The following is a 12,853-nucleotide window of genomic DNA, read 5'->3' on the forward strand; positions in this document are numbered from 1 at the left end:
CCGCCTAGGGTTTCGCCGGCGCGACGAACGGTACCGCCGGCCCGATCTTCGCCGTCTTGCGCCACGCCGCCAGCTTCTCGGCAATGCCGGCGCCGACGTCGATCTGCGGTTCGGACGGCGTCACCGCGTCTCGCTTCTCCCACCCGGCGATCTCCACCTTGGCGCGGTCGAACGCTTCGATGAAATCCGGCGTGTCGTTCAGCGCGTCGGCGAGCCAGGCGTGGCCGAAATAGGTGATGTCCGAATCGCTGCCGCAGCCGAACGAGGTGCGGTCCTTGCGTGCCGAGGTCATGACCAGGGCGCCGTCGCCACGCAGCGTCGGCACGAAGCCGCCGGAGTAGCAGGCGTTCACGACCACGACCTTCCAGCGGAAATCGTGTTTGGCGAGGATCGACTTCAGGCCGTCCGGATCCAGCTGGTCGAGCGGGATCGGATCCATGTCGACCAGCAGGCTGTGGTCGCTGCCCCCATGGGTCGCGATGTAGAGCAGGAGGATGTCCTCTTTGGGGTTCATCACCTTGCCGAGGCCGTCGAGTGCCGCTTCCAGGTTGGTCCAGCTGGCAAGCGGATGGCTGGACAGCGTGTCGGGGTGGTTCTCCAGCACCAGCGTGTGCCCCGGGCTGCCGAAGCGGCCGCCAACCAGGCGGTCGAGGTATTCCGCCTCGTTGCGGAACACGTCCTCGGAGCCGTCGCCGCCGAAGGCCACCGCGTAGACGTTGGGCTTGCCGGGGGTGCGTTTGGCCAGGTGGCCGATCGCGGCGCGCATGGCATCCGGCTGGGCGGCGAAGACCTGTTCGGGCGTCGGCGCGTTGTCCGGCCAGTTGCCCACGTCCAGTTGCATGCCCTCGTCATCCTCGGCGTCGGCGACGCTGGAGGCCTCGGCGGGCGCGGGCGTGGCGGTTGCCGTGGTCGTCGCGTGGGCGGGCTTCTTCGAAGCCACCGTCGCCGGGGTCGCAGGCACGGGCCCGGTCTCCACGGCGGTGGTCGTGGCGGGGGCCGGCAGGCCACCCACCGTGGTGGTCACGACGGGGTGGGGCCCAAAACGCAGGACGCCGGCGGTCAGCACCGCGCCGGCGATGAAGCCGGCCAGCGTGTAGATCGCCGTGCGCCGGCGTGGATCAAGGTTGGATGGCATTGAAATCCGTCACCGCCGGGTGGCCAGCGTCCTGGAGGATCAGCGGCGGCCGGACCAGGTGGGTCGTACGCATGCCGGCGTCGCGTGCGGCGTCCAGCTCTTCGCGGATGTCCGACAGGAACAACACCTGCGCCGGCGCCAGGCCGATCGCTTCGGCGATGCGCCGGTAGGAATCCACCTCGCGCTTGTGCCCGGTCTGGGTGTCGAAGTAGCCGGAGAACAGCGGGGTCAGGTCGCCGCTTTCGCTAAAGCCGAACATCAGTTTCTGCGCCGGCACCGAGCCCGACGAGTAGACGTACAGCTTGAGGCCGCGGTCGTGCCACGCCTTGAGCTGGCCGGCGACCTCGGGATACATGTGCGATACGTAGGCCTGGGCCTCGTAGCCTTCGCGCCAGATCATGCCCTGCAGGGCCTTCAGCGGCGTGGCTTTGCGATCTTCGTCGATCCAGCGGATCAGCAGGTCGATCACCTCGGTACGCGAGGCCTCGACCAGGCCGGCTTCCTTCGCCGCCTCATGCAGCCAGTGCTGCACCTCGGGTTCGTCGGCGTGCGTTTCCACGAAGGCCGGCAGGTGTTGCCGGGCATAGGGAAAGAGCACGTCCTTCACGAAATCGATCGAACTGGTCGTGCCCTCGATGTCGGTGAGGACGGCGCGGATGTCGGACATGGGGAAAACCTGCGGATCGGGGATATCCGCAGGATAGCCGAGCGGCGATGCCTTTACGACGCGCGCGCCGCCGACGGGTGGGGGTCCATGCGCGGGAAGCGCTCGGCGATGTCTTCGCCGGTGAACTTCGCCACCCAGCCTTCGGTATTGGTGAACAGGCGGATGGCGACGAAGTACGGCGCCACGCTCATGTCGAACCAGTGCGGCGTGCCATCGGGCACGCCGATCAGGTCGCCCGACTCGCACAGCACTTCGTAGACCTTGCCCTCGATGTGCAGGGTGAACTGGCCCGCGCCGGCGACGAAGAAGCGCACTTCGTCTTCGCTGTGGGTGTGTTCGTTGAGGAACTTCGAGCGGAACGCGGCGCGGTCCGGGTTGTCCGGCTTGAGGCTGATCACGTCCACGGCCTGGTAGCCGTTTTCCTGCATCAGGCGGTCGATGTCACTGCGGTAGGCGGCGATCACCTCGTCCTGGCTCGCGCCCGGCTGGATCGGCTGGTTCGCCTCCCACTGTTCGAAGCGGACGCCGACCTGGCCCAGGGCGGCGGCAATGGCGGCGTGGTCTTCATGGACCGCGACGGGGGCGTCGTGGTTGGCGTCGTCGTAAATGCGCAGACGGCTCATGGGGAAAGCCTCCGAAGGTCGAGTTCGCAGCCCAGCAGGAATTCGAGAGCCTCGAGATGGCGGCGGGTCTCCGCCATGTCGCGGCCCCAGGTGTAGATGCCGTGCCCGTTGATCAGGTAGGCGTACAGCGGCTTGCCGCTGTCGATCCAGGCATCGACCTGGGCTTCGAGCTCAGGCATGTGCTGCGTGTTGGGGAAGACGGGGATCTCAAGGACGCTGTCGTGCGTGGTGTAGCCGGCGATGGCTTTCTGCAGTTCCCAGCCTTCGAGCCTGATGCGGCCTTCGGTGGCGAACAGCCGGGAGGCGACGCTCTGGGTGCGGGAGTGGGTGTGCAGCACGACGTTGGCGTCGGGGAACCGTTTGTAGACCTGGGTGTGCAGGCCGGTTTCGGCGGACGGCCGGGACTGGCTGCCGACGGCGTTGCCGTCCATGTCGATGACCATGATGTCGTCGCGGCCGAGCCGGCCTTTGTCGCGGCCGGAGATGGTGATGGCGGCGAGGCTGTCGTCGAGGCGCATCGAGAAGTTGCTGCTGGTGGCGGGTGTCCAGCCGGCGGCGGCGAGCTCGCGTGCGGCGTCGGCGATGGCGTCGGCGCGTTGGGCGAGCAGGGCGGGTTCGATGTGGTCGTGGGTCTTGGTCATGGGTTTGGACGTCTAAATCGTGCCATCACTATACCATGGGGGTCATGACACCCATTTTCAGCCCTGTACTGACGACCTCCGGCCGAACCGCCGCCCTGTGGGGCGCACCTGTGCGCGATGGCCGGCCGCGCGGCGCTCTGGCGTGGTCGCAGGACAGCCCTCGGTGCCTACCCTCGCTGCTCAGACAGGTCCTCCGCGCTCGACAAGGTTGGCCGCAGCCGCGGCCCGTGTACTTATTGGCCTGCGGCCGCTCGCTTGTGCGGAACTCGCCTCGAGGGTAGGCACCGAGGGCTCTCCTCATCCGTGTCGCGAGCTGGTTGGACAGCCGGCCTCGCGGCGGCGGCTCGTGTAGGAGCGCGCCTGCGCGCGAACAGCCAACAGCGCGGCGATGCAGCAACCTGATTCACCGAAACCGCCTGGGCGCCTTCAAACCACGTCGAAGACATACGCAGGCTTCCTCGTTTCCATGACCCACGAACCACGATGTCGTCGGGTGAATCACTTGCCTGCATCAATGCATGGCCTCATTCGCCCGACGCCATGCTGAGGGTTCGCGCGCAGGCGCGCTCCTACCAGAGCCGTGGCGTCAGCGGTCGTTGGTGCCGGCCGTTCAACCCAGTTCGCGGCAAGGTTAAGGAGAGCCCTCGGTGCCTACCCTCGAGGCGAGTTCGTGGCGGCGAGGGTGGCGGGCGGAAGAAGCCCGCAGGGGGCCGGCCACGATGGCCGGCCGTTTCTGCCGAGACAGGAGTCGAGTCAGAAACCGCCGCCCGGCACCCGGTGCGCGGCCGTAGGCCAATAAGAAGATGGGCTGCGGAGCAGCCCCTCCTATCGCACGCCAGAACGCTGTCTGAGCAGCGAGGGTAGGCACCGAGGGCTGTCCTGCGACCACGCCCGAGCGCCGCGCAAAGGTGGGCCACCGCGCCGCGTTCAATCGTGCGTCGGTTAATGCGAATTATTCCGGATTCTGGTTTTGCGTAGGATGTCGGCATCCGTTTTGAACGAAGGTCATGGCATGTCGCAGAACGATGGGAAGGTTGAGGGGCGTCGCCGTTTTCTGAAGGTGGCAGCAGGGTCCGTAGCGGCTGCGACGGTGCTGGGAGGCCTGCCGCGCGTGGGACAGGCGCAGGATCTTCCGCATCTGCTGCCGTCGGACCCGACGGCTTCGGCGCTGAAGTACGTCGAAGACGGCACCAAGGGACAGGGTCGTAAGTCGCCGAACGATTTCTGCGCCGACTGCAGCTTCTACCAGGGCAAGGCCGGTGGCGCCTGGGGTCCGTGCCAGCTGTTCCCGGGCAAGGCCGTCGCCGCGAAGGGCTGGTGCGTATCGCACGCCCACGTCGCCTGAGTTCGGTCTCACAGATCGTTGCGACAAGGGTTTCGGGTTAAAGCCAGCCAACGAGCCAGCCAGTCGGGCAGCCAGCCCTGGTCAAGCGCCAGGAGCCAGCCGGTCCCGTCGCCAGCGATGTCAGCCAGCAAAGCCGCCGGTAGCGATTAGCCAGCCAGCCGAACCCCGGAAACACAAAGGCCAGCCGCGAGGCTGGCCTTTTTTTCATCGCTACACAAAATGCAGCCCTAGCGCGCCAGGCCGAGGAGCTGACCCGCCTGACGCGCAGGGCGGCAATCCGGGGCCCACTGCCAAGTGATTTACCCACGGAACCGGGATCATACTCCCCTCGGGGCGCGACCGGCCAATGGCAGTTAAATGACAGGCGTATTTTTGCGCATTTCGTCGCAAAAACATAAACTTAACGCATAACGTTAAGGCGATGTAAGAAGCCCCTGTAAGGGCGTCCGCGGCGCCTTATTCCGGGCGGCGGATGCGGCTGTGACGGAAGCTGTAAGCGAAGTAGACGATCACGCCGAGCAGCGTCCAGACGCCGAGCAAAACCCAGTTGCGCAAGCCGAGCGAATACAACAATGCGATGCAGCTCAGCACACCGAGCGTGCACGTCACCGGCGCGAACGGCACACGGAACGTGCGCGGTGCATCGGCTGCGGTGCGACGCAGGATCAGCACGCCGATGCACACGGCGCAGAATGCGACGAGCGTACCCATCGAGGTGAGATCGCCGAGCAGGTTCAGCGGGAACACCGCGGCGAGTGCAGCGATGCCAACACCGGTGATCACCGTGTTGAGATGCGGCGTGCGGTACTTCGGATGGATCGTCGTAAACACTTTCGGGAGCAAGCCGTCACGGCCCATGATCATGAAGATACGCGGCTGCGCGATGATCATGACCAGCACCACCGACGACAGGCCGATGAGCGCGCCGATCTCGACCAGGCCACGCAGCCAGTTCAGTTCGGGATGCTGGCGAATGGCGGTGACGACGGGCTCGGCGGTACCCAGTTCCGAGAACGGCACCAGGCCGGTCAGCACTGCCGCCATGGCGATGTAGAGCACCGTGCAGACGCCGAGCGATGCGAGCGTACCGATCGGCATGTCGCGCTGGGGATTCTTCGATTCCTGGGCGGCCGTGGAGGTGGCCTCGAAGCCGATGTAAGCGAAGAACACCAGCGAGGCACCGCGCATCACGCCCGACCAGCCGTACTTGTCGCCGCCCTGGTTTTCGGGGATGAACGGGTGCCAGTTGGCCGTATCGATGTGGCTTGCGCCGACCACGATCACCACGATGATGAGCGCGACTTTCAGCACGACCATCGCCATGTTCAGGCCGGTCGATTCCTTGATGCCCACGTAGCAGAGCCACGTCAGCGCAAGCACGATGCCGACGGCAGGCAGGTTCAGCAGGGCGCCCGTCGTGACCAGGTGGCCGTCGATGAAATCGACCGGCGCATTGGTGAGCGCGGGCGGGATGTGGATGCCGACATGGTCGAGCAGGCTGACGAAGTAGCCGGTCCAGCTCACGGCAACCGCGGAAGCGGACACGCCGTACTCGAGGATCAGGTTCCAGCCGATGAACCACGCAGCGCCTTCGCCGAGGGTGGCGTATGCGTAGGAGTACGCACTGCCCGACACCGGCACCAGCGACGCGAATTCCGCGTAGCAAAGCGCCGTGAATACGCTGCAGATCGCGGCGAGGATGAAGGACAGGATGATCGCCGGCCCCGCGTGCTCAGCCGCGGCCACGCCGGTAATCACGAAGATACCGCCGCCGATGACTGCGCCGATGCCGAGCGCGGTCAGGCCCCACGGCCCCAGCGTTCGGCGCAGGGCCGGGCCGTGGGAGTCGTCGGGATCGGCGTGCGCGGTTTTCTTGGCGAGTAACTGCTTGAGCATGGAGGGCTCGTATGACGGTGACGAAAGGAGGATAGCCGTAAAACGGCAGAGGCCGGCGGAACACCGCCGGCCTCCTGGGCGCGTTGGATCAGGTGCCGGACTTGCGCAGCTTGCTGTGCGCGAAGCCGTAGCCGAAGTAGATCAGCTGACCGATGACGATCCAGCCGAGCATCAGGCGCCAGTGCTCCTCGAACGCCTGCCAGAACAGGTAGATGCAGGCCAGGGCGCCGACGATCGAGATCGGCCACACCATCGGCACGCGGAAGCTGCGCTTCAGGTCCGGACGGGTGTAACGCAGGATCAGGATGCCGATGCACACGGTAGCGAAGGCCAGCAGGGTTCCCATCGAGACCAGCTCGCCCAGCACGCTGACCGGGAACAGGCCAGCCATGGCGGCAGCGGCGACGCCGACGATGACGGTGCCGACGTGCGGCGTGCTGAACTTCGGATGCACCTTCGCCATGGCGGGCGGCAGCAGGCCGTCGCGTGCCATCGAGAAGAAGATGCGCGGCAGGCCCATCAGCATGACCAGGATGACCGACGACAGGCCGGTGATCGCGCCGAGGACGACGATCGCCTTCAGCCAGGACAGCTGCGGGTAGAGGCCAAGGGCGGTGGCGACCGGTTCCGGCGTATTGAGGATGCGGAACGGCGCGATGCCGGTCAGGACCAGGGCGACGGCGATGTAGAGGATCGTGCAGATCGCCAGCGAGCCGAGGATGCCGATCGGCATGTCGCGCTGCGGATTCTTCGCTTCGCCGGCCGCGGTCGAGACCGCATCGAAGCCGACGTAGGAGAAGAAGACGATGGTGGCGGCGCGGAAGATGCCGCTCCAGCCAAACGTGCCTTCACCTTCGTTCGGCGGGATGAACGGGTGCCAGTTGGCCGGGTTCACCACCTTGATGGCGAAGGCCAGGAACAGCAGGATCACGGTGACCTTGATCGCCACGATGATCGAATTGACGAACGCCGACTGCGTGATGCCGACGTAGCACAGGCCCGACAGCGCCGCGATGATCACCACGGCCGGCAGGTTGATGAAGGTGCCGGTGGCCTGGATGTGGCCTTCGACGAACTGGAACGGCGCCGAGGCGAGGGCGGCCGGGAGCGTGATGTCGCTGCCGACCATGCCGCCGATCAGGCCGAGTAATTCGTTGAAGTAACCCGACCAGCCCGCGGCGACGGTCGCCGCGGCGAACAGGTATTCGAGCACCAGGTTCCAGCCGACGAACCAGGCGACGTATTCGCCGAGGGTGGCATAGGAATAGGAGTAGGCGCTGCCCGAGACCGGAAGCATCGCCGCGAATTCGGCGTAGCACAGGCCTGCCAGGGCGCAGGCGAAGCCCGCGATGATGAAGCTGATGACCAGCGCCGGACCCGCGTGCAACGCAGCGGCCTGGCCGGTGATGACGAAGATACCGGCACCGATGACGGCACCAATGCCGAGGAGGATCAGGTGGCGTGCGGTAAGGACGCGCTTGAGCTGGCCGTTGCCATGCGCGCCAGTGTCGATATGTTCGCCAGCATCGACGTGCGGCGCGGCCTCGATGGGATGCGTCGCGAAAAGTTGTTTGAACATGTGTCTCCCCTACAGGCGGAAATGCTCTTTATTTTTTTGAGACCGCCGTGGTCACCACGATGGCACGCCGCTCCCCGGATGAGTCGGCACGGCACCATAGCCCAGCGGGGCAGGACCGTACAAGCTGCGATGCGAGGCGCGCCAATGCCTTGCATGGGGAGTGGCCGATGTCACCATGACTTACGGCGGTTGTGCGTGGAACGGTGGCGATGCGTCAAAGCACCATGTTTACGGCGACCTGCGGCGCCACGTAGCTGGTCGCGTTGCGCCCTGCGACGGTGAACTGCACGCCGGCGATGAGGCCGAGGCTTGGCCCGACGTGGTATTCCACGGCGGGCGCGAGACTGAGATCCGAACTGGGCCGCGACCGCCAGGCGCGTACGCGGCCGTACGTGACGCCGCGCATCGCGGTGCTGCCCAGGTGATTCCAGATAGCTTCGCCCACCAGCACCCAGCGGCTGTCGAGCACGTACTCCGCCGCGAGCGAGGAATTCCACGCCTGTCCCGGCCGCGCCGTGCCACGAAACCCTTGCTCCGTCCCATAGACGCTGCGACCGCGCACCGAGACGCGTCCAGGCGATGGCCCCCAGGCCAGCTGGCCACGCCAGCGCAGCGCGTGGTCGTTGGCCAGCCACTGCAGCTTCTGCGCACCGACGGACAGCGTCGTCCGCGCGGTACCGTTGCCGGTGCCGTTCAGGGGATTGGCGCCGAGGTGGTGGTAGTCCCCGGTCGGGATGCGCTGCGTGACGGAAACGGCGCTGACCCACGCCGTGCCCTGGTCACCCGGTCCGCTCAGTCGCTGCTGTAGGCGGACGGCGCTGTCACCCATGCGCAGGCCGTCGGTGTGCCCGCTACGCGTGCTCGTGCGCATGGCGTTGAGCGTGAGCTGCACATTGGTGGTGTCGGACAGCCCGTAGGCCATCGGCAGGGCGACCTGCCACTGGCGGGTCGTCCAGCGGTCGCCGTGTCGCGACCGCGCGTTGTCGTAACTGCCGCGCGCATTGGTATGGATAAGGTATGGCTCGATGTTCAGGACGCCCTGCGGGAGCGTGTTCACCGCTGGGGTCGCGAGTGGGCCGGTGAAGTTCGGCACGTCTCGTGCCGGATCGGCACTGGCCAGCGCAGGCAGCAGCGCAGCCAGAGGGGTGGCGTAACGGACGAGGGATGGTGTCATCGCGGTTCCTTGCCTGGGGCAGCCGTGCTGCGGGGTCGGTACGCTCCTTGCGCACGTCCTCATGCTAGGCAGCACAACGCGGATCCGAATATCGGACTTGTCTTAAAATGACGTGCGAAAATGGCGTGTCTCCCTGAGGAATTCCCTGATGCCTGCGTTGCACTCGTCCCTCGCCGCCGCTTTCGATGCCTATGCGGCCCGCCACCCTGGCGAGAGCGATATCGCGCATTGCCGCGCGTGGCTCGACACCGAGGCGCGCCCGTTCCATCGCGAGACGCTGGACGGACACTTCACCGGATCGGCGTGGCTGGTCAGCGCGGATGGCGAGCGCGTGCTGTTGATGCACCACCGCAAGCTGCAGCGCTGGCTGCAGCCGGGTGGCCATGCCGATGGCGACGCCGATCTTGCCGGCGTAGCCCTACGCGAGGCAGGGGAGGAAACCGGCTTGCGCGATCTCACCGTGCTGCCTGCCATCTTCGACGTAGACCGCCACCAGATCCCGTCGCGCGGCAGCGAGCCGGCCCACTGGCACTACGACGTGCGCTACGTGGTCGTGGCCGGCGGATCGGAAGCCTTCGAAGCGAACGAAGAGTCGCTGGGCCTCGCCTGGCGCCAGGTCAGCGAGATTGCCGGCGACGAGGACGCTGACGCGTCGTTGCGGCGGATGGCGACGAAGTGGCTGGATCGCGGATGAGTCCGCGAGGCGGGCGCCAATGGTAAGGCGCCCGCGGGGCAACACGTGGCCGTCGACGAGTCCTACGCGGTCTCGCTGTAGCGCGCCGGCGCAGGGTGCACGGTGCCGCAGTTCGGGCAGGTCCGCGCCGCCTCCGACCGGTAGAAGGTGTCGAATACGGGCGGGAAGTCCGTCTCGATGCTCTGCAGCTCGAAGTAACGCTCGAACAGCTTCGTGTTGCAGTTCCCGCAGAACCACATCAGGCCATCGCGTTCGCCCGCGAGGCGACGGCGTTCCACCACCAGGCCCACGGACGCCGGCATGCGCTGCGGCGAGTGCGGAACCCGCGCCGGCAGGTAGAACATCTGGCCAGCGCGGATCGGGATGTCGCGCGCCACGCCGTCGTCCTGGACCTTGAGCACCATCTCGCCTTCGAGCTGGTAGAAGAATTCCGGGCCTTCGTCGTAGTGGTAGTCCGTGCGTGCGTTCGGGCCGCCCACGATCATGACGATGAAGTCGCCGTCCACGATGCACTTGTTGCCGACCGGTGGCTTGAGCAGGGCGCGGTTGTCGTCGATCCAGCGCTGCAGGTCGATGGGAGGCGTGAGGCTCATGCGGCGTCGCTTCATGAATGGATGGGCCGATCATACTCCCGGCGGGTACTTCCGGCCGGACGCCGCGTGGCGTACAACGACGGTCCTGCCCAGAGGAATGCCCCGCATGGCGTCGTGGTACCACGCCCGCCAACCCGCGCCTGCGCCCCGGCCGCCGCCGCCGCGAGGAAAGCGAGAGGCCGCCGTCGTCATCGTCGGCGGTGGCTTCGCGGGCCTGAACACCGCGCTGGGCCTGGCCGCACGCGGCGTCCGTGACGTTGTCCTGCTCGAGGCGCAAACGATCGGTTTCGGTGCGTCGGGACGCAATGGCGGCTTTGTCTTTGCCGGCTACTCCCTCGGCGAGCGGGCGCTGCTAGCCCGGCTGGGCGAAGCGCGAGCGCGTGACCTGTATGCCCGCACCGTCGCTGCGGTAAACCTCATCCGCCAGCGCATCACGGCACTGGCGATCGATTGCGACATGGTCGACGCCGGCGTGGTCTGGGCGAACTGGTTCCGCGATGCGCGCATCCTGCGCGACCGACAGCAGTTGCTGGCCGAGACCTACGGCAGCGAGTGGCAGTGGATTCCAGCGGACGCGATGCACGAGTTCGTGCGCAGCCCGCGCTACCACGATGGCCTGTACGAACGGAACGCGCTACACATCGATCCGCTGGCCTATGCACGCGGCCTGGCCACGGCGGCGGAAGGCGCGGGCGTCACCATCCACGAAGGGTCGCGGGTGCGCATGCTGGAGCGGCGCGGTTCGCGCTGGATCGTACGGGTCGGCGATGCCGAGATCGAGGCCGCCGATATCGTCCTGGCCTGTGGCGGTTACCTCGCCGGCCTGGATCGGGCGATCGATCGCGCGGTGCTGCCCATCGCCACGTACGTCATGGTCACCGAGCCGCTGGGTCCGCGCCTGGCGGAGTGCCTGCGCACCCGTGCGGCCGTTTACGACACCCGTTTCGCCTTCGATTATTACCGTCCCTTGCAGGACACCCGCCTGCTCTGGGGTGGGCGGATCTCCGTGCGTGATCGCAGCCCGCGCGCGGTGCAGCACCTGTTGTCGCGCGATCTTGCACGGGTGTTCCCGTCGCTGAAAGGGGTGAAGATCGAGCACGCCTGGTCAGGCCTGATGAGTTACGCGCGGCATGAGATGCCCCAGGTGGGGACGCATGGGAACGGGCTCTGGTATGCGCAGGCATTCGGCGGACATGGCCTGGCGCCGACGTGTGCGGCGGGCGAGACGCTGGCGGATGCGATTGCGTCGGGGGAGAAAGCCGTTCCGGCGTATGCGGCGTTTGGGTTGGAGCCGGTGCATCGGCCGTTCGGGTACCTGGCGGCGCAGGGGACGTATTGGAAGTTTGAGTTGGGGGACTGGATGAAGGGGCGGTTGGAGGGGTGAGGGTGGGGCGGGAGATGGGGTGGGCGATGGGGTGGGTGGTTGGACGGGTGAGTTATACGGGGAGGTTGGGGCGGGTGGGTCGCGCGCGGGCGCGCTCCTACAGGGTGGTGGCTTTGTCGAGCCAGATGAGGACGCCGTCGGCGTTCAGGCGGATGTCGACCTTGAGTAGCTTGAGGATCTCGTCGGGCGACAGCGCGACGCCGTGTTGCCTGGCGCGGCTGGCGTAGAGTTCGCCGAATGCCGTGGCGACGCGGGCCTTGCGATCGGGATCGGTGGCATGCCGGCGGGCGATCGCGACCATCGCGTCGATCTGTTCGTGCAGGTCGTTCGCCAGGCGTTTGACGTCGCCCACGCGATCGTAATGGGTGAGGTACATCGCCTCCGGCTCGTAGCGCATCATCCGCTCGATCGACGCATGCGCCTCGTCCGGATCAAACTGCACGGGTGAGGTCGTCGGGACGATGAACGGGCCGTTCGCCGTGTCGAATTCGCGATACGACAGGCCAAAGATGTCGCCGGTGAAGAACGCGTTGGCGCGTTCGTCGTGGATGGCGATGTGGTGCCGCGCATGGCCGGGCGTGTCCAGGCAGAGCAGCGCACGGCCGGCGAGATCGACGACGAAGCCATCGGATGCCTCGATCACGCGATCCCGGGCCACGGGCACGATCGTGCCGTAGTCGCGGCGCACGATGTCTTCACCATACACGGTGGTGGCGCCGGCGATGAGCGCCGACGGGTCGATCATGTGCCGGGCGCCGCGCGGGTGCACCGCGAGCATGGCGTTCGGCAGGTGTTTCATCAGCTCGCCCGCGCCGCCGGCGTGATCGAGGTGGACATGGGTGAGGATCAGCCAGTCGATGTCCGCGGGGCGCAGGCCGGCGGCGTCGATGGCGTCGAGGAAGCGGGGCAGGGAATGCGTCGTCCCGCTGTCGACCAGGGCACCGCGACCGCGTTCCACCACCAGGTAGGCGGCGTCGAAGGACGGGCGGCCGAAACCGGTATCGATGGTATGGATGCCGTGCATGGACATGAGCGTATCGCCATCCGGGTAGTCAGCGCATGTGTAGGAGCGCGCCTGCGCGCGACAGGTTTTTGCGATGGATGGCCAGACTGTGGTGGTCC

12 protein-coding genes are annotated in these 12,853 nt (G+C 66.8%); 3 read left to right on the top strand and 9 right to left on the bottom strand.

Annotated features, from left to right (window positions below):
* Positions 1-4: 4 nt before the first annotated feature.
* The 4 genes from KPL74_05485 to KPL74_05500 are packed head-to-tail and all read right to left on the bottom strand — an operon-like array spanning position 5 to position 3,066.
* Positions 5-1,135: a C13 family peptidase gene (locus tag KPL74_05485; protein QWT21455.1), complete on the bottom strand. Its 1,131-nt coding sequence runs from the start codon at positions 1,133-1,135 to the stop codon at positions 5-7.
* The gene (gene mtnC / locus KPL74_05490; GenBank protein QWT21456.1) at positions 1,119-1,802 is read right to left on the bottom strand and encodes an acireductone synthase; all 684 of its coding nucleotides are present in this window, start codon (positions 1,800-1,802) and stop codon (positions 1,119-1,121) included. Before mtnC ends, KPL74_05485 begins: the two co-directional genes overlap by 17 nt.
* A 53-nt stretch (positions 1,803-1,855) precedes the next feature.
* Positions 1,856-2,425: an acireductone dioxygenase gene (locus KPL74_05495; GenBank protein ID QWT21457.1), complete on the bottom strand. Its 570-nt coding sequence runs from the start codon at positions 2,423-2,425 to the stop codon at positions 1,856-1,858.
* Complete coding sequence (locus tag KPL74_05500; GenBank protein QWT21458.1) at positions 2,422-3,066, bottom strand: methylthioribulose 1-phosphate dehydratase; 645 nt, start codon at positions 3,064-3,066, stop codon at positions 2,422-2,424. The genes KPL74_05495 and KPL74_05500 overlap by 4 nt, the downstream gene beginning before the upstream one ends.
* 1,012 nt (positions 3,067-4,078) lie before the next feature.
* On the opposite strand from KPL74_05500, the gene KPL74_05505 reads away from it, so the two are divergent.
* On the top strand, positions 4,079-4,411 hold the full coding sequence (locus KPL74_05505; GenBank protein ID QWT21459.1) for a high-potential iron-sulfur protein: 333 nt from the start codon (positions 4,079-4,081) through the stop codon (positions 4,409-4,411).
* Between the two features lie 456 nt (positions 4,412-4,867).
* Here KPL74_05505 and KPL74_05510 read toward each other — a convergent pair whose 3' ends face one another.
* The 3 genes from KPL74_05510 to KPL74_05520 all read right to left on the bottom strand — a co-directional run bounded on the left by KPL74_05510 (position 4,868) and on the right by KPL74_05520 (position 9,060).
* Positions 4,868-6,307, bottom strand: a complete 1,440-nt coding sequence (locus KPL74_05510) for an amino acid permease (protein QWT21460.1) — start codon at positions 6,305-6,307, stop codon at positions 4,868-4,870.
* A gap of 88 nt (positions 6,308-6,395) precedes the next feature.
* Positions 6,396-7,886: an amino acid permease gene (locus KPL74_05515; GenBank protein ID QWT21461.1), complete on the bottom strand. Its 1,491-nt coding sequence runs from the start codon at positions 7,884-7,886 to the stop codon at positions 6,396-6,398.
* Positions 7,887-8,100: 214 nt separating this feature from the next.
* Positions 8,101-9,060: a hypothetical protein gene (locus tag KPL74_05520; GenBank protein ID QWT21462.1), complete on the bottom strand. Its 960-nt coding sequence runs from the start codon at positions 9,058-9,060 to the stop codon at positions 8,101-8,103.
* Positions 9,061-9,208: 148 nt separating this feature from the next.
* On the opposite strand from KPL74_05520, the gene KPL74_05525 reads away from it, so the two are divergent.
* Positions 9,209-9,754: an NUDIX hydrolase gene (locus tag KPL74_05525; GenBank protein QWT21463.1), complete on the top strand. Its 546-nt coding sequence runs from the start codon at positions 9,209-9,211 to the stop codon at positions 9,752-9,754.
* A 62-nt stretch (positions 9,755-9,816) separates the two neighbouring features.
* On the opposite strand, the gene KPL74_05530 is transcribed toward KPL74_05525, so the two are convergent.
* A complete protein-coding gene (locus KPL74_05530) occupies positions 9,817-10,347 on the bottom strand; it encodes a 3-hydroxyanthranilate 3,4-dioxygenase (GenBank protein ID QWT21464.1) in 531 nt (176 codons plus the stop codon).
* A gap of 106 nt (positions 10,348-10,453) precedes the next feature.
* On the opposite strand from KPL74_05530, the gene KPL74_05535 reads away from it, so the two are divergent.
* Positions 10,454-11,731, top strand: coding sequence for an FAD-binding oxidoreductase (locus tag KPL74_05535; GenBank protein QWT21465.1), 1,278 nt, complete (start codon positions 10,454-10,456; stop codon positions 11,729-11,731).
* 97 nt (positions 11,732-11,828) lie between these two features.
* Here KPL74_05535 and KPL74_05540 read toward each other — a convergent pair whose 3' ends face one another.
* Entirely contained in the window at positions 11,829-12,755 is a 927-nt protein-coding gene (locus KPL74_05540) for an MBL fold metallo-hydrolase (GenBank protein QWT21466.1), read from the bottom strand.
* Positions 12,756-12,853 lie beyond the last annotated feature (98 nt).

Source organism: Bacillus sp. NP157, from assembly GCA_018889975.1.
Taxonomy (GTDB): Bacteria; Pseudomonadota; Gammaproteobacteria; order Xanthomonadales; family Rhodanobacteraceae; genus Luteibacter.